Origin of the sequence: Streptomyces sp. NPDC058464, assembly GCF_042721035.1 — a bacterium.
Lineage (GTDB): Bacteria > Actinomycetota > Actinomycetes > Streptomycetales > Streptomycetaceae > Streptomyces.
The window spans coordinates 186615-206477 of the sequence record NZ_JBHXMA010000012.1; the positions used below are offsets into that span (position 1 = coordinate 186615).

Sequence of the window (19863 nt, forward strand, 5' to 3'; positions counted from 1 at the left end):
CATCCGAAGAACACAGGAGCCTCATGCGTTCGTCGTGCACGTCATCAGCCGGCAGCGGGGCCCCCCCAGGCGGGGGGGGGGGGGGGGGGCCGAACCCCCGCCCCCCCCGCTTCCTCGTCCCCGGACGAGCTCGTCATCTCCGGAAGAGCTCGTTCAGATCCGTCTGCGAGATCTGGTGCTCGGCGTACGAGAAGGTCCCCCGCTCCGCCAGCTCCCGCGCCGCGCCCAGCAGCTGCGCGTACATCGCCCGCGCGATACTCCCGCCCACCGTGACCCGGCGCACGCCGAGTTCACGGAGGTCGGCCAGGGACAGAGCGCCGCCCGTCAGCCCCATCACCACGTTCAACGGCCCGTCGATCTCCCTGACCAGCGTGCCGATCGTCGCCGCGTCCGCCGCGCCCGGCACGAACGCGCAGTCGGCGCCCGCCGCGAGGTAGGCGTTGGCCCGGCGCACCGCCTCGTCGAGGGGGCCGCCGGTGAGCAGCACGTCGGTCCGGCCGACCAGGGCGAACGGCTCGCCGGCCGCGTCGATCACCTCGCGCGCGGCGCGGATCCGGTCGGCCGCCAGCTTCGGGTCGTACAGCGGCTGTGCGCGGTCGCCCGTGAAGTCCTCGATGTTGCCGCCCGCGGCTCCGGCGCCGAGGGTCATCGAGATCGTCTCGGCCACGGTCTCGGGGGACTCCCCGAACCCGTCCTCCAGGTCCGCGCTCACCGGGATCCGCACCTCGGCGGCGATGTCCCGGATCCGCTCCACCATCGTCGCGCGGTCGACCCGGCCGCCGCCGTAGTCGTGGTCCGCGCGGCCCAGCGAGAAGGCGATGCCCGCGCTGGTGGTGGCCACGGCCGGGAACCCGGCCGCTTCCAGGATCCGGGCGCTTCCCGCGTCCCACGCGTTGGGGAGCAGGAAGCAGCCTTCCCGGTGCGACTCGACGAAGCGTGCGGCCAGTTCACGGCGTTGGGTGTCCACGTCGACGAGTGTGTCAGCCGGCACTGACAATCACGCGTCAGCTGCTCCCGGTGAGGTCCAGGGCGATGTCCGTGATCATGTCCTCCTGCCCGCCGACCAGCTTGCGGCGGCCCACCTCGACCAGGATGGCGCGGGTGTCGAGGCCATGGCGCCGGGCGGCGGCCTCCGCGTGCCGCAGGAAGCTGGAGTACACGCCCGCGTAGCCGAGGGTGAGGGTCTCGCGGTCCACCCGTACCTCGCGGTCCTGCAGCGGTCGTACGACGTCGTCCGCGGCGTCCATCAGCGGGAACAGTTCGCAGCCGTGCTCCCAGCCCATCAGGTCGGCGACCGCGACGAACGCCTCCAGCGGGCAGTTGCCCGCCCCGGCGCCCTGCCCGGCGAGGGAGGCGTCGACGCGGGTGACGCCGTTCTCGACGGCGACGACCGAGTTGGCCACGCCCAGGCCGAGGTTGTGGTGGGCGTGGATGCCGAGTCCGGTGGCCGGGTCGAGGACGTCCCGGTAGGCGCGGACCCGGTCGCGGACGCCGTCCATGGTCAGGCGGCCGCCGGAGTCGGTGACGTACACGCAGTGCGCGCCGTAGGACTCCATCAGCTTGGCCTGGCGGGCGAGTTCGGCGGGTTCGGCGAGGTGGGACATCATCAGGAACCCGGCCACGTCCATGCCCAGTTCCCGCGCGGCGGCGATGTGCTGGGCGGAGATGTCGGCCTCGGTGCAGTGGGTGGCGATGCGGACCGAGCGGATGCCCAGGGAGTGGGCCTGCTTCAGGTCGTGGACCGTGCCGATGCCCGGGAGGAGGAGAGTGGTGGGGATCGCCTGGTGGACGGCGCCCACGACCGCCTCGATCCACTCCCAGTCGGTGTGCGCGCCGACGCCGTAGGTGACGCTGGAGCCGGACAGGCCGTCGCCGTGGGCGACCTCGATGGCGCGGACTCCTGCGGCGTCGAGGGCGGCGGCGATGGTGCGGGCCTGGTCGACGGTGTAGCGGTGGCGGACGGCGTGCATGCCGTCCCGCAGGGTGACGTCCTGGACGTACAGGCGGGGACCGGTCATCGGGAGGCCACCTCCGGGGTGCGGTGGGCGGCCATGCGCTCCGCGGTGCGCAGCGCGGCCGAGGTCATGATGTCGAGGTTGCCGGCGTAGGCGGGCAGGTAGTGGGCGGCGCCCTCCACTTCGAGGAAGACGGAGACCTTCACGGCGTCGCCGGGAGCCAGGGTGCGCAGGGGGTCGTCGGCGGCCACCCGCTCGAACTGCACCTTCTGCTTGAGGCGGTAGCCGGGGACGTACGTCTGCACGCGCGCGACCATCTCCTCGACCGAGGCCGTGACCGCCGCGTCGTCGCAGTCGCCGACCAGGCAGTGCACGGTGTCCCGCATGATCAGGGGCGGTTCGGCCGGGTTGAGCACGATGATCGCCTTGCCGCGGGCCGCGCCGCCGACCTTCTCGATGGCGGACGCCGTGGTCTCGGTGAACTCGTCGATGTTGGCGCGGGTGCCGGGCCCGGCGGAGCGGGAGGAGATCGAGGCGACGATCTCGCCGTAGTGGACGGGTGTCACGGCGTTCACCGCGGCCACGACCGGGATGGTGGCCTGGCCGCCGCAGGTGACCATGTTGACGTTCGGGGCGTCCAGGTGGGCGTCGCCGTTGACGGGCGGGACCACGTACGGGCCGAGCGCGGCGGGGGTGAGGTCGACGACCGTACGGCCGAGGGCGCGCAGCACCTCGTCGTGACGGCGGTGGGCGCCGGCGGAGGTGGCGTCGAAGACGGTCGAGACGTCCTCGAACTCGTCCAGGCCGACCAGCCCGTCCACGCCCTCGTGGGTGGTGGCCACCTTGAGGCGGCGGGCGCGGGCCAGGCCGTCCGAGTCCGGGTCGATACCGGCCATGGCGGCGATCTCCAGGGACTCGGAGAGCCGCAGGATCTTGATCATCAGGTCGGTGCCGATGTTCCCGGACCCGATGACGGCGACCTTCGTGGTCATGCTGCTCCCTCGGTGGCGAAGGTGACCCCGACCGTGCCGAGGCCCTCGATGCGGGCGGTGAACTCGTCGCCCTCGGCGGCGACCGCCATCGGGCCGAGCGCTCCGGTCAGGACGATGTCGCCGGCCCGCAGCGGGTCGCCGAGCCCGGCCAGGGTGGCGGCGAGCCAGCGGGCGGCGGTGAGCGGGCTGCCCAGGCAGTCGGCGCCGGTGCCCTGCGAGACGGTCTCGCCGTTCTTGGCCAGGGTCATCCGGACCCCACGCAGGTCGACCCGGTCCAGCGGGACCGGTGTGCCGCCGAGGACGAACAGGCCGCTGGAGGCGTTGTCGGCGACGGTGTCGACGATGGTGATGTCCCAGTCGGCGATCCGGCTGTCCACGATCTCCAGCGCGGGCAGCGCGAAGGCGGTGGCCCGCAGCAGGTCGGCGACGGTCGGGTCGCGGTGCGGCAGGTCGGTGGCGAGGACCAGGGCGACCTCGGCCTCCACCTTGGGCTGGAGGAGCCGGCCGGCCGCGACCGGCTCGCCCTCGGCGACCGCCATGTCCGCGAAGAGGGCCCCGAAGTCGGGCTGTCCGACCCCGAGCTGCCGCTGCACGGCGGGCGAGGTCAGCCCGATCTTGCGGCCCACCAGCCGGCGGCCCGCGGCCATGCCACGCTCGACGTGCAGCCGCTGCACCGCGTAGGCGGTCTCGATGTCGTCCTCGGGGAGGAGGGCGCGCACAGGGGCGCAGGGGATGCCGGTGCGGGTGGCTTCGTCGAGGACGTCGGCCACCTTGGTGACGAGGTCAGGGCTCATGCCGACAGGTATAGGCGGGCGCCGGGAAACGAGGCAAAATATGTTCCGTGGTACGGAACAGCAATCAGGGAAACATGCTCGACAAGGCCGTGGCGGTCCTGGACTGCTACCGACCGAACGGCGGCGCGTTCCGTCTGACGGAACTGGCCGAGCGGTCCAAGCTGCCCAAGACCACCGTGTTCCGGCTCTGCGCCGAGCTGGTCCGGCTCGGCCTGCTGGAGCGGGACGCGGACACCTACCGGCTGGGCGGCGCCCTCTTCGAGCTGGGGTCGCTGGTGCCGCGCCGACAGGATCTGCGGGAGGCCGCGCTGCCGTTCCTCCAGGACCTGTTCGAGGCCACCCACGAGACCGTGCACCTCGGGGTGCGCGAGGGCCACGAGGTGGTCTACGTCGAGCGCATCCACGGCCACGACGTGCTGCGGCTGCCGTCCCGGATCGGCGGCCGGCTCCCGCTGACCTGCACCGGGGTCGGCAAGGCCCTGCTGGCGTTCTCGGGCGCCGAGCTGGTCGAGGAGGTGCTGGCGGCGCCGCTGCCGCGGTTGACGGCCCGCTCGATGACGGAGCCTGCGCGGCTGCGTACGGCAGTGGAGCAGGCGCAGGTCGCCGGGCTGGCGTACGAGGAGGAAGAGGCCGCGGAGGGGGTCAGCTGTATCGCGGCGCCGGTTTTCGACGGGCCGACGGCGGTGGCGGCACTGTCGGTGGCCGTGCCGTGCGGGCGGTTTCGGCCGGCGCAGCTGGCACCGGCGGTGCGGACCGCTGCGCTGGGCCTGTCGCGGGCGTTGCGGTCAGGTCGGTGAGTTGTTGGGGTAGGGAGACGTTCGCCTAGGGGGGTGGGGGTGTTCGCGGACGGCGGGTGCGGGTTTGTCCTTGGCTGGTCGCGCAGTTCCCCGCGCCCCTTTGGGGCGCGCCCCTGGCCGGGGTCGTAAGGTGGGTGCCGCAGCTGGTTCGCCCTGTCCGCCAGGCGGGGTGTCGTAAGAGGGAACCCGGTGTGAGTCCGGGACTGCCCCGCAGCGGTGAGTGGGAACGACCGCCGTCATACGCACTGGATCCACCGGATCCGGGAAGCGACGGCCAGTAGGGGTCTCGTACGGCCACGAGACGCGCCCGCGAGTCCGAAGACCTGCCAACTGCCCGTGTGCGAACCACTCGTGCGCGGACATCCCGGTGACCTCGTGGGCGGGTCGGCGTGCACATCGGACGGACGGTCGTATACGACCGCCGCCGTCCGGTTCGTCATCCCTTCGCGCTCTCGTCCCGTCACCGGGATCTCAGGGAATCGTCTCGCGAAGGAGATCTCCGTGACAGCCAAGTCCGCAGCCGCGGCAGCCCGGGCCACCGTGTACGGCTACCCCCGCCAGGGGCCGGCCCGGGAACTGAAGAAGGCGATCGAGAGCTACTGGCAGGGCCGGGTCACCGCCGGCGCCCTGCGGGCCACCGCCGCCGAACTGCGCCGCTCCACCTGGCGGCAGCTCGCCGAGGCCGGCCTCCACGAGGTGCCGACCGGCGACTTCTCGTACTACGACCACGTCCTCGACACCACCGTGATGGTCGGCGCCGTCCCCGAGCGGCACCGCGCCGCCGTCGAAGCCGATGCCCTGGACGGCTACTTCGCCATGGCCCGCGGCACCCAGGACAGCGCGCCGCTGGAGATGACGAAGTGGTTCGACACCAACTACCACTACCTGGTGCCGGAGTTGGGTCCCGACACCGTCTTCGCCGCGAACTCCGCCAAGCAGGTGGACGAGCTGCGGGACGCGCTGGCCCTCGGGCTCGCGGCCCGGCCGGTGCTGGTCGGCCCGGTCACCTATCTGCTGCTCGCCAAGCCGGCGCCCGGTGTGCCCGCCGGCTTCGACCCGCTCATCCTCCTCGACCGGCTGCTCCCGGTGTACGCCGAGGTACTCGCCGACCTGCGGGCGGCCGGGGCCGAGTGGGTGCAGCTCGACGAGCCCGCCCTGGTCCAGGACCGCACCCCGGGCGAGCTGGCCGCCGTCGCCCGCGCCTACCGCGACCTGGGCGCCCGCACCGACCGGCCGAAGCTCCTGGTCGCCTCCTACTTCGGCCGGCTCGGCGAGGCCCTGCCGGTGCTGGCGAAGGCCCCGGTCGAGGGGCTCGCCCTGGACTTCACCGGGGCGGCGGCCGCCAACCTGGACGCCCTGGCCGCCGTCGGGGGGCTGCCCGGCAAGCGGCTGGTCGCCGGTGTCGTCGACGGCCGCAACGTCTGGGTCAACGACCTGCCGGCGTCCCTCACCACCCTCGGCACCCTGCTGGGCCTCGCCGGCCGGGTCGACGTCGCCGCCTCCTGCTCCCTCCTCCACGTGCCACTGGACACGGCCGCCGAGCGGGACATCGCTCCGCAGGTCCTGCGCTGGCTGGCCTTCGCGAAGCAGAAGACCGCCGAGATCGTCACCCTCGCCAAGGGGCTCGCCCAGGGGCCCGACACCATCGCCGCCGAACTCGCCGCCAACCGGGCCGACCTGGCCTCCCGGGCGGGTTCACCGATCACCTGTGATCCCGCGGTCCGTGCCCGGTGCGCCGCCGTCACCCCGGCCGACGTCCGCCGCGCCCAGCCGTACCCCGACCGCGCCGCCGCCCAACGCGCCCACCTGCGGCTGCCGTTGCTGCCGACGACGACCATCGGCTCGTTCCCGCAGACCGGCGAACTGCGCACCGCACGCGCGGACCTGCGGGCGGGCCGGATCGACACGGCCGGCTACGAGGAGCGGGTCAGGTCCGAGATCCGGGAGGTGGTCGCCTTCCAGGAGAAGGCCGGCCTGGACGTCCTGGTGCACGGCGAACCCGAACGCAACGACATGGTCCAGTACTTCGCCGAGCAGTTGACGGGGTACCTGGCCACCCGGCACGGCTGGGTCCAGTCGTACGGCACCCGGTACGTGCGCCCGCCGGTCCTGGCCGGTGACATCTCCCGCCCCGAGCCGATGACGGTGCGCTGGACGTCGTACGCCCTGTCCCTCACCGACCTCCCCGTCAAGGGCATGCTGACCGGGCCGGTGACCATGCTGGCCTGGTCGTTCGTCCGCGACGACCAGCCGCTCGGCGACACCGCCCGCCAGGTCGCCCTCGCCCTGCGCGACGAGGTCGACGACCTGGAGAGGGCGGGCACTTCGGTCATCCAGGTCGACGAGCCCGCGCTGCGCGAGACCCTGCCGCTGCGGGCCGCCGACCGGGACGGGTACCTGGCGTGGGCGACCGAGGCGTTCCGCCTGACGACCGGCGGAGTCCGTCCGGAGACCCAGATCCACACGCACATGTGCTACGCCGAGTTCGGTGACATCGTCCGGGCCATCGACGACCTCGACGCGGACGTCATCAGCCTGGAGGCGGCCCGCTCGCACATGCAGGTCGCCCGCGAACTCGCCGCGCACGGCTATCCGCGCGAGGCGGGACCCGGGGTCTACGACATCCACTCGCCCCGGGTGCCGAGCCCGGCGGAGGCCGCCGACCTGGTGCGGACCGGCCTGCGGGCCATCCCCGCCGAACGGCTCTGGGTCAACCCCGACTGCGGGCTGAAGACCCGCGGTTGGCCTGAGGTCCGGGCCTCCCTGGAGAACCTCGTCGCGGCGGCACGCTCGGTGCGCGCGGAGCTCTAGCCGGGTCCTGTGGCGGGTGCCGGACGGCGTACTGTCGGGGGGCGCGGGGGACCCCCCACCCCACCGCCGGGGCCCCGCACCGCCGCCGGCGCGCGGGGGCGCCACGCTGGGGGCGCGCGGAGCGCTCGCGGGGCCCTGGGGGGGGTGCCGCCCGGCGTACTGTCGTGCGCGTCCGGCACCCGCCGTCACCACCGCCGTCACCCGTCACCGCCGCCGTCACCCGTCGCCGCCACGACCAGACACCGCCCGACATCGCCAGACTCCGCCCGACACCGATGGACGACCATGGAGGAACCGCCCCGTGACCTGCCGAGTCATCCTGATAGCCCCGGCCTTCACACCCTCGCTGCGGCGGGCCCGCTTCTACGACGGTGACTCGATCGAGAACCCCGGGAAGGTCGCGCTGTCCCTGCCGGCCGCGGGCGAGGTCGTCCACTCCCCCGGCGTGCGCTGCCGGGAGACGGCGGCCGCGCTGGGCCTGGACGCCTCGGCGGAGCCCGAGCTGTCGGGCCTGGACGCGGGCCGTTGGCGGGGCCGGGCGCTGGACGAGATCGGCGCCGCCGAACCCGACGCGCTGCTCCAGTGGCTGACCGACCCGGGCGCCGCGCCCCACGGGGGCGAGTCGGTAAGGGAGTTGTGCGCGCGGGTCACCGGCTGGCTGGACCGGACGGGCCTGACCATCGGCAGGACGATCGCCGTGGTGGAGCCGGAGGTGGTGCGGGCCATGGTGCTGCACGTGCTGGGGGCGCCCGATACCGCGTTCTGGCGCGTGGACACCCCGCCGCTGTCGGCGACGGAGATCACGGGCGGGCCCGGTCGCTGGAACCTGCGGCTCGGCCAGGTCGGCGGGTAGCACCGGAGGGGCGCCGGAAATGCGGTGGAGCGGTGCGCCCCGTCCTGCCTAGGGTCGCGCCATGACCACCCGCACCTTCCGCGTCACCGTCCGCGGCGTCTTCGACGGCCTCAGCGCCGCGCAACGCGCCGAACTGCTCTCCCGGGCCGCCGAACACGACGTACTGCGCGCGGCCTTCACGCCCGAGGGCCACCTCAGTTACGACATCGACGCCCGTCCCGCCTTCACCTTCCGCTTCCAGGACAGCGGGGAGGACGAGGAGGACATCCTGGAGGCCACCGAGCGTGCCGAGGAGGCAGCCAGGGCGTGGCTGGCCGAGCGCGGCTACGGCTACAAGAACCTCCGGTCCAGCGCGGAGGACCTCTCCCAGGCACCCCTCGGCAAGCGGCAGCGCCGGGCGGCCGCGCAGCAGCAGGGCTGACCCTTCGCGGAAACGGCCACGGCGGCCTGAAGTCGCCGTGGTTCAGGTCACGTCGGGATGTGACCTGATTGTGGAGTTCCTATGCCGGAGGCGTGGCATGCTCGGGGCCACATCGAGTTACCGACCAGTTCTACCCATCGGTAACAAAGTCGGTGTTCCTTCGCGACCCCCCACCCTCAGGACCGACCTTGCGCAGACGCACGAGGCCAGGGCATGCCCTCATGCCCGCCTTCGCCGTGACCGCCCTCATCCTCGCCGCCGGCTGCTCCTCGCCGCAGCACCAGACCTCCGCCGGCGACCACGCCCGGGAGACCGCCCGGGTCTCCGACGGGGGCCTCCGCCGCCGCCCGCACGGACGGACAGTCGCTCGCCGTCGCCGCCGCACCCGCCGCCACCGCGACCACGGCCGCCGGCTCGGCGGGTGCGGGCCGACCGGCCCACCGCACCGCGCTCACCGTCAGCTCGTACGACAGCAAGACCCGACGGGCCGTCATATCCGGCGCCACGAAGGGGAGTTCTCCGGGCAAGGGCAGTCCGGCCGCCCCGACGGTCTCCCCCACCCCCTCGCCATCGGTCTCCGCCTCGGCCGCCGCCCGCCAGGCCGCCGTCGGTGACGTCATCGCCAGCACCCCCGCGCCCGGCGCCCCGGACGGACTGCTCGCCAAGGTGACCAAGGTGCTCGGCGAGACCGACGCCGGCACCGAGGTGCAGACCGAGCCCGCCACCCTCGACGCCCTCCTCGGCGACGACACCGCCAAGGGCACCGCGCCCGTCGACCCGGCCGCCTTCGACGTCGACAAGCTGCTGCCCGACGTCAAGGTCTCCTGGTCCAAGGCCGGTGACGTACACGTCGGTCCCGAGGGCGCCCACGTGCCGCTCGGCAGCCTCCGGCTGGACGTCAGCACCGAGATACCGACCGCCGAGGGCGCCCCGGCGTCCGCAGCGGCCTCGGTCTCCGGCTTCGTCCAGGTCGCCCCGCAGGTCGACTTCGCCTACGGCGGCGCGGGCACCGGCAGCGCGCCCGGCTCCGCCTACCTCGGCGTCTCCGGCGACTGGGACTCCGGCTGGGCGGTCAAGGGGCGGGCGGCGGCCACGGCCACCCCGCTGCGCATCCCGTTCGCCAAGCTGCACGCCGACCCCGTGCTCCAGGTCGGCGCGGTCCCCGTCGTCGTCAACCTCGACCTGACCTGCTACCTCCAGGTGAGCGGCGACGGGAAGATCTCCGTCGACGTGGAGCAGAACCTGAAGGGCGACTTCAAGGCGGGCGGCACCTTCGGCACAACCCAGGGCTGGACGCCGGTCAGCAGCTCGACCATGACGAGCACGCCGGTGCGCACCTCGGTGACCACCGCGGGCGGCGTCAGGACCACGCTCGGCGCCGAGGCCTCCGTCGGCCTCTACGGCAGCGTCGGTGTCACCGCCGACCTGGCGCCGTACCTGCGCGGTGAGGCGACCGGCACGGTCACCGCCACCTCCGCGACCCCGGGCGCGGACGTCCAGGGCGACTGGAGCCTGTACGGCGGGGTCGACCTCTCCGGCACCCTGCGCCTCCAGCTGTCGGTCTTCGGCACCCCGGTGCTGGAACGGGGCATCCCACTGGGCGCCCTGCACCGCGAGTGGAAGCTGGCAGGCGGCAGCCTCTGACCCCGGGTCAGGCCGCGCCGCCCGGTCTCCAGCCCTGGCCGCGCAGCACCGCCGACACGTCCGGCGCCCGGTAGTGCTCGCCCTTGAGCACCTTGCCGTCGGCCCGGCGGGCCACCTGCCCGTCGGGCCCCAGCTTGCTCATGTTGGACCGGTGGATCTCGGCGAGGACCGCGTCCAGATCGATCCCGTGCACCAGCGCGGTGCCGTACGCCACGTAGACCACGTCCGCCAGCTCGTGCGCGAGCCGGTCGAGGGGCCCTTCGACCGCGACCTCGGCGACCTCCGCGGCCTCCTCGGCGAGCAGCTCCCCCCGGTGCGCGGCCAGTTCCGGGGACACCTCGGTCGGCGTGGTGCGGGCGTCCAGGCCGAAGGCGTGGTGGAACTCCCGGACGAGGCGGGCGGGTGAGGTACCGGTCGGGGCACCGGGGACGGAACTGGTCATGCGAACGACTCTAGCCGCCGCCACTGACAGTCCGGGGCCGCCGCCCTGCCCCCGGCCCCGGCCGCCTCCCCTGGCCAGGACCCTGCCCTGCTGGCAGGATCGCGCGCATGCCCAAGGTCTTCCCCCGTATCGGCAGGCGCCGCGCGCTCCAGGGCGCAGCCGCCTGCTTCGTCGCGTCCGGCCTGCTGCTGTGGTGGCTGCTGCCGCTGGGCGAGAAGCCGCCGACCGGGACGATCACCTTCAGCACCGGGACCCTGCGCGGCGTCTACCAGGAGTACGGCGAACGGCTGCGCACCGAGCTGGCCAGGGACATGCCCGGGCTGAAGGTGAAACTGGTGCAGAGCAACGGCTCGTACGAGAACGTGCAGCGGGTGGCGACCGGCCGGGCCGACTTCACCATCGCGGCGGCCGACGCGGTGGAGACGTACGAACTGAACGACGGAAAGGGCGCCGGAAAGCTGCGCGGGGTGGCCCGGCTCTACGACGACTACGTGCAGCTGGTCGTGCCCAGCGACTCCGGGATCACCAGCGTCGCGCAACTGCGGCACAAGAGGGTGGCGATCGGGCTGCCCGACTCGGGGGTCCGGCTGATCGCCAACCGGGTGCTCAGGGCCGCCGGGGTGGACCCGGCGAAGGACATCACCCCGGTGTCCGAGGGCATAGACACCGGCCCGGACCAGCTGCGGAAGGGCAGGATCGACGCCTTCTTCTGGTCCGGCGGACTGCCGACCAAGGGGCTGCTGGACCTGGCCGAGAAGTTCAGCTTCACGTTCGTGCCGATCAGCGGCAGCCTCGTCACCAAGCTGCACACCGAGAGCGAGGCCGCGCTCTACTACCGGGCGACCAACATGCCGGAGTCGGCGTACCCGTCGGTGCAGCAGGGCACGGCGGTGCCCACGATCGCGGTGTCCAACGTCCTGATGACCCGCAAGGACATGGACCCGCGCCTCACCGAATGGGTGACCCGCACGGTCATCAAGAGCCGCGACGACATCGGCAACCACGTCCACTCGGCCCAGCTGGTGGACCTGCGCACGGCGATCTACACGGACCCGCTGCCGCTGCAGGAGGGGGCAAGGCGGTACTACCGCTCGGTGAAGCCGTAACCGCGAAGCGCCCCACCTGCAGCGCCCCGCAGGGGCGCGGGGCTGTATCGACCTGCGGCTCCGCCGCGTGGGCGCGACCAGCCTCCACCCAACCGCACCGAACACACAACCGCAGCCCCCGCTCTCACCCACCCCGCGGCACAGACACAGTCACCCGCAACCCCCGCGGCTCACCGTGCTCGTACGACAGCGACCCCCCACCCGTCGCCAGCAACGCCCGCGTGATCGACAGCCCCAGCCCCGACCCCTTCACGTTCTGGTGCCGTCCGCTCCGCCAGAACCGGTCCCCCACGCGCACGAGCTCCTCGTCCGTCAACCCCGGTCCCGTGTCGGTCACCACGACCGTCGACACGTCACCGGCGGCGGTCACGGTCACCGTCACCTCGCCCCCCTCCGGCGAGAACTTCACCGCGTTGTCGATCACCGCGTCCAGCGCGCTGGACAGTGTGACCGGGTCGGCCCACCCGGTGGTCGGCGCGCAGTCCCCCGTCAGCCGGACCCCCTGCGCCGCGGCGGCCGGTGCCCACGCGGTGATCCGCTCCTCGGCCAGCCGTCCGATGTCGGTCAGCATCAGGGACGCCTCGGCGTGCTCGGCCAGCGCCAGGTCGAGCAGGTCGTCCAGGACCTGCGCGAGCCGCTTGCCCTCGGTGCGGACCGAGGCGATCTCCTCGTTGCCCTCGGGTAGTTCGAGGGCGAGCAGTTCGATGCGGAGCAGCAGCGCGGAGAGGGGGTTGCGCAGCTGGTGGGAGGCGTCGGCGACGAACGCCCGCTGCTGCTCCAGCACGTCCTCGACGTTGTCCGCCATCTCGTTGAACGCCCGGGCCAGCCTTCTGAGTTCCGGCGGACCGCCGGCCGCCGCGACCCGGGACTTGAGCCGGCCGCTGGCGATCGCGTGCGTGGTGGCGTCGAGCACCCGTACCGGCCGCAGCACCCACCCGGTCAGCCGCAGCGCCGCGCCGACGGCGAGCAGCATCGCCGCGCCCTCGCCGGCGCCGATGAGCAGCCAGCCCCGCAGGGTGCGGGAGCGCATCGGCCCGGTGGGCGAGTCGGTGACCACCACGGCGACGACGTCACCGTCCCGGATCACCGGCGAGGCCACCACCAGTCGGCTGCGCTGCCAGGGCCACACCTGCTCCGGGTCGTGGCTGCGCCGGCTGAGCAGGGCCTCCTCGAAGGCCTCGCGGACCTCGCCGCCGGTCGGCAGCACCCAGTCGTCGGGCGCGTTGGCCATGGAGGAGGCGTTCCGGTAGAAGACGCCCGCGCGGATGCCGTAGACGCCGTAGTAGCTGGCCAGTTCGCGGCGGAGGGTCTCCAGGCGGTCGTCCGTGCGCATGGGGCGCGCGGTGGTGGACGTGTCGGTCACGAACTGGGCGAGGGCCGCGAACCGCGCGGTGTCGTCGATGCGGTCGACGACGACCTTCTGCTGCTGCGCGGAGGCCGTGCTGACGGCGAGCGGAACGCCGAGCGCGAGCAGCACGGCCGCCATCAGGACGATGAGCAGCGGAAGGAGACGTGTGCGCACCCGTCCCCGCTACGCGGCCGGGGCGACGAGCCGGTAGCCGACGCCGCGTACGGTCTCGATGAGCGCGGGCATGCGCAGCTTCGCACGCAGGGAGGCGACGTGCACCTCCAGGGTGCGGCCGGTCCCCTCCCAGCTGGTGCGCCAGACCTCGCTGATGATCTGTTCCCGGCGGAAGACCACGCCGGGGCGCTGGGCGAGCAGTGCCAGCAGGTCGAACTCCTTGCGGGTGAGCTGGACGACCTTGCCGTCCACGCTCACCTGGCGGGTGGGCAGTTCGATGTGGACGGGGCCGAGCCGCAGCGCGCTGTCGCCGGCCGGGCCGTCCTCGTGGTGGGTGCGCCGGCTGACGGCGTGGATCCGGGCGAGGAGTTCCCCGGTGTCGTACGGCTTCACCACGTAGTCGTCGGCGCCGAGGTTGAGGCCGTGGATGCGGGAGCGGACGTCGGAGCGGGCCGTCACCATGATCACCGGGGTGCTGGTGCGCTTGCGGATCTTGCCGCAGACCTCGTAGCCGTCCTGGTCGGGCAGGCCGAGGTCGAGGAGGACGACGTCGTAGCCGTCGCTCTCGGGGACGAGGGCCCGCAGGGCCTCCTCGCCGCTGCGGGCATGCGTGACGGAGAACCCGTGCCGGGCCAGGACCGCGGAGAGCGCGGCGGCGACATGGTTGTCGTCCTCAACGAGCAGCAGTCTCATCCGTCCCCCTCCGGTTCAGCGGTCGTACGGTCGTCGTTCGTCGTCGGATCGTTCATGGAAAACCCGCGCATTATAGAAGACGCGTGCCCGCGCGGGTGCACGAGGGCAGTCACGCTGATGGACGCCGACGGCGTCAAGTGGGTTCCGGCGACGCGCGGTTTCCGTTACGCGGCCGAAACGCGGACGGCCGGTGGCGCTACGACTTGTGGCCGACTGCTACCGGATCGTGATCCTCAGATCTCGCTCAGATGTAATGACGCCGGTCATCCACGAAAAATACATTCCTCCGCAACCGAGGAGGACGGAGCCCGAAAGCGATGACCGAAGTATCGGTGGCCAAGGAGGACTTGGCCGCGGTCGACGAACTGGTCGCCCTGAAGAGCGTCAACAAGCACTTCGGCGCGTTGCACGTGCTCCAGGACATCGACCTGACGATCGCCCGCGGTGAGGTCGTCGTGGTGATCGGACCCTCCGGGTCCGGCAAATCCACCCTGTGCCGCACCATCAACCGCCTGGAGACCATCGACTCCGGAACGATCACGATCGACGGCAGGGCGCTGCCCCAGGAGGGCAGGGAGCTGGCCCGGCTGCGCGCCGACGTCGGCATGGTCTTCCAGTCCTTCAATCTCTTCGCGCACAAGACGGTGCTCGAGAACGTGATGCTCGGGCAGGTCAAGGTCCGCAAGGCGGACAAGAAGCAGGCCGGGGAGAAGGCGCGCACCCTGCTCGACCGGGTCGGCGTGGGCAGCCAGGCCGACAAGTACCCCGCGCAGCTCTCCGGCGGCCAGCAGCAGCGTGTCGCGATCGCTCGGGCGCTGGCGATGGACCCGAAGGTCATGCTCTTCGACGAGCCGACCTCGGCCCTGGACCCCGAGATGATCAACGAGGTCCTGGAGGTCATGCAGCAGCTGGCCAGGGACGGCATGACGATGATCGTCGTCACCCATGAGATGGGCTTCGCCCGCTCGGCCGCGAACCGGGTCGTCTTCATGGCCGACGGCCGGATCGTCGAACAGGCCACGCCGGACCAGTTCTTCAGCAACCCGAGCAGCGACCGGGCCAAGGACTTCCTGTCGAAGATCCTGCACCACTGATCCCTGATCCGCACAGCGATCCGCGTCGCGTCACCCGTCCCGCACGGACCTCGTCTTTCACCACGCAAAGGATGTTCATCATGCAGCTCCGCAAGGTCACCGCCGCCTCTGCCGCCGTGCTCGCGCTCGCCCTGTCCGCCACGGCGTGCGGCAGCGGCGACAAGGACGACAGCGGTTCCTCGGGCGGCGACAAGATCAAGATCGGCATCAAGTACGACCAGCCGGGTCTCGGTCTCCAGGAACCCGACGGTTCCTTCTCGGGCTTCGACGTGGACGTGGCCACCTATGTCGCCGGGCAGCTCGGCTACAAGCCGAACCAGATCGAGTTCGTGCAGACCAAGAGCGCCGACCGGGAGACCGCCCTCGCGCGCGGTGACGTGAAGTTCATCGCGGCCACCTACTCGATCAACGACGAGCGCAAGGCGAAGGTCGACTTCGCCGGCCCGTACCTGCTGGCCCACCAGGACCTGCTGGTCAAGAAGGACTCGACCATCGCCAAGGGCACGGACCTCAACGGCAAGAAGCTGTGTTCCGTGACGGGTTCGACGTCGGCGCAGAACATCCAGCAGACGATCGCCCCGAAGGCCAACCTCAAGGTGGTCAGCACCTACTCGGAGTGCATCGCCGGCCTCCAGAGCGGCTCCGTCGACGCGGTGACCACGGACGACTCGATCCTCGCGGGCTTCGCCGCACAGGACAAGTACAAGGACCAGTTCAAGCTCACCGGCCTGAAGCTGAGCAACGAGAACTACGGCATCGGCGTCAAGAAGGGCGACTCCACGACCGTCGACAAGATCAACAAGGCGCTGGAGAAGATGGTCAGCGACGGTTCCTGGCAGAAGGCCGTCGACAAGAACCTCGGCCCGGCGAACTACAAGAACGAGCCCGCTCCGAAGATCGGCGTGATCGTCAAGTAAGGCATCAGGTAAGGCGGAACCCGCGCGTATCGCACGTATCTCACGTATCGCGGAATTCCGCAGACGCAGGAATCCGGCAGGTTTTCGCACGGTTCCTCGGGCGCGCCGCCCGTCACCGCTTCCCCGGCGGCGGCGCGCCATGCCCTCCACGTACGCCACACACCCGGAAGCGCGGGAAATCGTGTTCGACTTTCTTCAAGGCTACGACGTCCTAGGGGCGTTCTGGACGACGGTGAAACTGACCGTCTTCTCCGCCGTCGGCTCCCTGGTCTGGGGCACCCTGCTGGCCGCGATGCGGGTCAGCCCGGTTCCGCTGATGCGCGGGTTCGGCACCGCCTACGTCAACATCGTCCGGAACATCCCCCTGACCGTCATCGTCATCTTCACCTCGCTCGGCCTCGCCGACATCTTCGGCGTGACGCTCGGTGCCTCCGACTTCAAGGTCCAGGGCTTCCGCCTCGCGATACTCGGCCTGACCGCCTACACCGCGGCCTTCGTCTGCGAGGCGATCCGCTCCGGAATCAACACCGTGCCCGTGGGACAGGCCGAGGCGGCCCGCGCGATCGGGCTGAACTTCACCCAGACCCTCCGGCTGATCGTGCTGCCGCAGGCCTTCCGCGCGGTGATCGGTCCGCTGGCCAACGTCCTGATCGCACTGACCAAGAACACCACGGTGGCGGCGGCGATCAGCGTCGCCGAGGCCGCCGCCCTGATGAAGACGATGATCGAGAACGAGGCCCAGACGCTGGCCATCGGCGCGGTCTTCGCCTTCGGCTTCGTGGTCCTGACCCTCCCGACCGGCCTGCTCCTGGGCTGGCTCGCCAAGCGCCTGGCGGTGAAGCGATGAGCTCCGTCCTGTACGACACACCGGGGCCCCGCGCCAAGCGGCGCAACCAGTTGCTCTCCGTCGTCTTCCTCCTGTTCCTCGCCCTGCTGGCCTGGTGGGTCTGGCAGCGGCTGGACGACAAGGGCCAGCTGAAGTGGGACCTGTGGCAGCCGTTCACCACCTCCGAGGCATGGAGCACGTATCTGCTGCCGGGCCTCGGCAACACCCTCAAGGCCGCGGCGCTCGCCATGGTGATCGCCCTTCCGCTGGGCGCGGTCTTCGGCATGGCCCGCATGTCCGACCACGCCTGGGTGCGGATCCCGGCGGGCTGGGTCGTGGAGCTCTTCCGCTCGATCCCGGTCCTGCTGCTGATGCTGTTCGCCCAGGAGTTCTACGTCCGCTCCACCGACGTCGGCAGCGACGAACGGCCGTTGTACGCGGTCGTCACCGGCCTGGTGCTCTACAACGCCTCGGTGCTGGCCGAGGTCGTACGGGCCGGCGTCCTCGCGCTTCCCAAGGGGCAGACGGAGGCGGCGTACGCCATCGGGCTGCGCAAGGGGCAGACGATGACGGGCATCCTGCTGCCGCAGGCGGTCACCGTGATGCTGCCGGCCATCGTCAGCCAGCTCGTGGTGGTCGTGAAGGACACCGCGCTGGGCGGTGTGATGCTGCAGTTCACGGAGCTGCTCACGGCACGCGGCACGCTGGCCGCCAACTACGCCAACGTCATCCCGAGCTTCGTCGTCGTGGCGGTCATCTTCATCCTGCTGAACCTCGCGCTCACCACGTTCGCCTCCTGGCTGGAGGGCCGGCTGCGGCGCAGCAAGCGGGGCACGGGCGCGATCCTCGGCCCCGACGTGGACGACATCAACGCGGGCGAGATCGCCGGCACCTTCGCCACGGGGGCGGGCGGCGCCAATCCCTGACCCCGGGTCAACCCGGATGACGGACACGGAGGCAGCGGTCGTACGGCCGCTGCCTCCCCCTTTTCACCCGGGTTCCGGGGCCCGCGCGCCCGCCATGCTGACGTGTCCCCGGGTGCGCCGCTTGACCGGGTGGCGCCCAGTCTGTTGCATACGTTCTGTGATCGTGCACCCTGCTCCACCCACCTGTTCACCCATCTCCGCCGGGACTTGCGTACGGGCAGGGGGCGCCGCGCCGTGGACCCGGTGATCATCGTCGGAGCGGGGCCCGTCGGGCTCACGCTCGCCCTGGCGCTGGCCCGCCAGGAGGTGCCGTCCGTCGTCCTCGACGAGGGTCCGGGCAAGGACGAGCCGCGCCCCGCGCGCACGGTGGTGCTCCGCGAGGACACCGCCGCCCTGCTGGCGCGGCTGAGCGGCGCGCCCCTGGACGACCTGGGCGCCCGCTGGACCGGCTGGCGGTCGATGCGGCGCCGTCAGGTGATGCGCGAGGTCGTCTTCGGCGACGCCGGCGAGCCAGCCCCGCTGCACATCGCCCAGCACGTGCTGACCAACGCCCTGCGCGCCGCGATCGCCGACGAACCGCTGGTCAGACTCGTCACTGACAGCCGCCTGGACACCGTCGAGCAGGAGCGCTCCGGAGTCACCGCGCACACCCGGGGCCCGAAGGCCACCTGGTGGCGCGGCAGCTACCTGGTGGGCTGCGACGGCCCCCGCTCGACCGTGCGCAAACTCCTGGACATCCGCTTCCCGGGCCGTACGGCGGTGGAACGGCACGCGGTCGCCGCGCTGCGCACGGAACTTCCGTGGCCGGGTCGGGCGTTGCTCCATCGGACACCGCCGTGGCGGATGACCGGGCCCTCGGCCGGGGAGGTGACCGCCCGCCCCCTCCCGGACGGCGTGTGGCGCCTGGACTGGCTGCTGCCGCCCGGCAAGGACCTGGTCACACCCGAACTGCTCGTGACCCGGATCCGCGAGACCCTCGCGGGCTGGACGGACGGCACCACCCCGCCGTACGACCTGCTCGACACCGGAGTCCACACCGTCCACCACCGCCTCGCCCGCAGGTGGCGGGTGGGCCGGGTGTTCGTCGCCGGGGACGCCGCGCACCTGCTCGGCGCGCTCGGGACACACGGGCTGGACGAGGGGCTGCGCGACGCCGACAACCTCGCCTGGAAGCTGGCCCCGGCCTGGCACCACGGCCCGCACGAGGCGCTCCTTGACAGCTACCAGACCGAGCGGCGCGCCGCGGTCGCCGGCCGGCTGCGCGCCGCCGACCAGGTGCTGCCGGTGCTGCGCGGCGGCGGCGGGCTGCGCGGGTTCGTGCCCGGCACCTCCCGGGGGCAGGACACGCTCCTCACGGATGGTCACCTGGGGCACGGCCCGCTCGGTGCGCCGGGGGCGTACGCCGACTCGCCGCTCGCCCCGCGGCACCTGGAGCACGAGATCCCGGTCGACACCCCGCCGGGGGTACCGGTCACCGATGTCCGGGTCACCGCGGAGGACGGCACCTTCGTACAGCTCCGCTCACGACTCGGGCGCTGCGCGCTGCTCGTCGTCCTGATCGCGCCGGGTACGGGCGTATGGGACCGCAAGCACTGGGTCTCCGCCGGGGTCATGCCCCGGCTCGCGGCGGCCGTGACCGCGCTGCCGCACCCCGCCGAGCTGCTGGTCGCCGAGGCCTACCCGGGCGCACCGGCGCACACCGTGCTGCTCGTGCGCCCCGACGGCCATCTGGTGACCGCCCTCAACGGGGTGCGCCCGGCCGATCTGTACGCGGCGGCCGAGGCGACGCTGGGCGGCAAGGACCAGGAGAAGAGCGAGCAGACGGAGCCGAGGACGGAGGCGGAGGCCGGTTCCCCCGCGCGGTGACCGGGCTGTCCACATTCTGACGGTGAGTTGACCGGCCCGCACCGGCATGGTGTACTCCGCATCGTGAACGACACCACTGTGCGCCTGTGGCGGAAGGTCCATGTGGACCTGGTCCGCTATGCGGGCTGCGTGTGTCTTCCGTCCTGCTGATTTCGCATTCCTCTTCTCTCCGGGCGCAGTCTGCGCCCGCTTCTGCGAACCCTC

General features: G+C 72.1%; 20 protein-coding genes and 1 riboswitch. Of the genes, 12 read left to right on the forward strand and 8 right to left on the reverse strand.

Annotation, left to right across the window (positions count from 1 at the left end; all coding sequences use genetic code 11):
* Positions 1-133: 133 nt before the first annotated feature.
* From ACFWPQ_RS18425 to mhpD, 4 genes are read right to left on the reverse strand one after another with little or no spacing between them, the layout of a single operon-like run.
* Positions 134-967 carry an isocitrate lyase/phosphoenolpyruvate mutase family protein gene (locus ACFWPQ_RS18425; protein WP_361298825.1) on the reverse strand — a complete coding sequence of 278 codons (834 nt, stop codon included), beginning with the start codon at positions 965-967 and terminating at the stop codon, positions 134-136.
* A gap of 37 nt (positions 968-1004) precedes the next feature.
* Positions 1005-2018, reverse strand: a complete 1014-nt coding sequence (gene dmpG / locus ACFWPQ_RS18430) for a 4-hydroxy-2-oxovalerate aldolase (RefSeq protein ID WP_384035275.1) — start codon at positions 2016-2018, stop codon at positions 1005-1007.
* The gene (locus ACFWPQ_RS18435) at positions 2015-2947 is read right to left on the reverse strand and encodes an acetaldehyde dehydrogenase (acetylating) (RefSeq protein ID WP_384035278.1); all 933 of its coding nucleotides are present in this window, start codon (positions 2945-2947) and stop codon (positions 2015-2017) included. Before ACFWPQ_RS18435 ends, dmpG begins: the two co-directional genes overlap by 4 nt.
* Complete coding sequence (gene mhpD, locus ACFWPQ_RS18440) at positions 2944-3741, reverse strand: 2-keto-4-pentenoate hydratase (RefSeq protein WP_384035281.1); 798 nt, start codon at positions 3739-3741, stop codon at positions 2944-2946. The genes ACFWPQ_RS18435 and mhpD overlap by 4 nt, the downstream gene beginning before the upstream one ends.
* A 74-nt stretch (positions 3742-3815) precedes the next feature.
* On the opposite strand from mhpD, the gene ACFWPQ_RS18445 reads away from it, so the two are divergent.
* The 4 genes from ACFWPQ_RS18445 (at position 3816) to ACFWPQ_RS18460 (ending at position 8623) form a co-directional block, all read left to right on the forward strand.
* Positions 3816-4538, forward strand: coding sequence for an IclR family transcriptional regulator (locus tag ACFWPQ_RS18445; RefSeq protein WP_384035284.1), 723 nt, complete (start codon positions 3816-3818; stop codon positions 4536-4538).
* 127 nt (positions 4539-4665) lie between these two features.
* A riboswitch (cobalamin riboswitch) is annotated at positions 4666-4884 on the forward strand.
* A gap of 155 nt (positions 4885-5039) precedes the next feature.
* Positions 5040-7349 carry a 5-methyltetrahydropteroyltriglutamate--homocysteine S-methyltransferase gene (metE, locus tag ACFWPQ_RS18450; protein ID WP_384035287.1) on the forward strand — a complete coding sequence of 770 codons (2310 nt, stop codon included), beginning with the start codon at positions 5040-5042 and terminating at the stop codon, positions 7347-7349.
* Between the two features lie 301 nt (positions 7350-7650).
* Positions 7651-8202, forward strand: a complete 552-nt coding sequence (locus ACFWPQ_RS18455; protein ID WP_384035290.1) for a histidine phosphatase family protein — start codon at positions 7651-7653, stop codon at positions 8200-8202.
* A gap of 61 nt (positions 8203-8263) precedes the next feature.
* Positions 8264-8623, forward strand: coding sequence for a DUF6204 family protein (locus ACFWPQ_RS18460; RefSeq protein WP_384035292.1), 360 nt, complete (start codon positions 8264-8266; stop codon positions 8621-8623).
* 176 nt (positions 8624-8799) lie between these two features.
* Here the strand turns inward: ACFWPQ_RS18460 and ACFWPQ_RS18465 are convergent, their stop codons facing one another.
* Positions 8800-9288 (reverse strand): hypothetical protein, encoded by a 489-nt coding sequence (locus tag ACFWPQ_RS18465; RefSeq protein ID WP_384035294.1) that lies wholly within the window; start codon positions 9286-9288, stop codon positions 8800-8802.
* 1 nt (position 9289) lies between these two features.
* Between ACFWPQ_RS18465 and ACFWPQ_RS18470 the strand changes: the two genes are divergently transcribed.
* On the forward strand, positions 9290-10267 hold the full coding sequence (locus tag ACFWPQ_RS18470) for a hypothetical protein (RefSeq protein ID WP_384035297.1): 978 nt from the start codon (positions 9290-9292) through the stop codon (positions 10265-10267).
* 7 nt (positions 10268-10274) lie between these two features.
* On the opposite strand, the gene ACFWPQ_RS18475 is transcribed toward ACFWPQ_RS18470, so the two are convergent.
* Complete coding sequence (locus ACFWPQ_RS18475) at positions 10275-10709, reverse strand: MazG nucleotide pyrophosphohydrolase domain-containing protein (RefSeq protein WP_384035300.1); 435 nt, start codon at positions 10707-10709, stop codon at positions 10275-10277.
* A gap of 107 nt (positions 10710-10816) precedes the next feature.
* Between ACFWPQ_RS18475 and ACFWPQ_RS18480 the strand changes: the two genes are divergently transcribed.
* Positions 10817-11815, forward strand: a complete 999-nt coding sequence (locus ACFWPQ_RS18480; protein ID WP_384035303.1) for a TAXI family TRAP transporter solute-binding subunit — start codon at positions 10817-10819, stop codon at positions 11813-11815.
* Positions 11816-11939: 124 nt separating this feature from the next.
* Here the strand turns inward: ACFWPQ_RS18480 and ACFWPQ_RS18485 are convergent, their stop codons facing one another.
* Entirely contained in the window at positions 11940-13337 is a 1398-nt protein-coding gene (locus ACFWPQ_RS18485; protein ID WP_384035306.1) for an ATP-binding protein, read from the reverse strand.
* A gap of 9 nt (positions 13338-13346) precedes the next feature.
* Entirely contained in the window at positions 13347-14030 is a 684-nt protein-coding gene (locus ACFWPQ_RS18490; protein ID WP_361298857.1) for a response regulator transcription factor, read from the reverse strand.
* A 317-nt stretch (positions 14031-14347) separates the two neighbouring features.
* Between ACFWPQ_RS18490 and ACFWPQ_RS18495 the strand changes: the two genes are divergently transcribed.
* The 6 genes from ACFWPQ_RS18495 (at position 14348) to ACFWPQ_RS18520 (ending at position 19809) form a co-directional block, all read left to right on the forward strand.
* Positions 14348-15124, forward strand: coding sequence for an amino acid ABC transporter ATP-binding protein (locus ACFWPQ_RS18495; RefSeq protein ID WP_384035311.1), 777 nt, complete (start codon positions 14348-14350; stop codon positions 15122-15124).
* 80 nt (positions 15125-15204) lie between these two features.
* A complete protein-coding gene (locus tag ACFWPQ_RS18500) occupies positions 15205-16041 on the forward strand; it encodes a glutamate ABC transporter substrate-binding protein (RefSeq protein ID WP_384035314.1) in 837 nt (278 codons plus the stop codon).
* A gap of 181 nt (positions 16042-16222) precedes the next feature.
* Complete coding sequence (locus ACFWPQ_RS18505) at positions 16223-16888, forward strand: amino acid ABC transporter permease (protein ID WP_384035317.1); 666 nt, start codon at positions 16223-16225, stop codon at positions 16886-16888.
* A complete protein-coding gene (locus ACFWPQ_RS18510) occupies positions 16885-17793 on the forward strand; it encodes an amino acid ABC transporter permease (protein ID WP_384035320.1) in 909 nt (302 codons plus the stop codon). Before ACFWPQ_RS18505 ends, ACFWPQ_RS18510 begins: the two co-directional genes overlap by 4 nt.
* Before the next feature lie 234 nt (positions 17794-18027).
* A complete protein-coding gene (locus ACFWPQ_RS18515) occupies positions 18028-19659 on the forward strand; it encodes an FAD-dependent monooxygenase (protein ID WP_384035323.1) in 1632 nt (543 codons plus the stop codon).
* Positions 19660-19737: 78 nt separating this feature from the next.
* Positions 19738-19809 carry a putative leader peptide gene (locus tag ACFWPQ_RS18520; protein WP_311737274.1) on the forward strand — a complete coding sequence of 24 codons (72 nt, stop codon included), beginning with the start codon at positions 19738-19740 and terminating at the stop codon, positions 19807-19809.
* Positions 19810-19863: the final 54 nt, after the last annotated feature.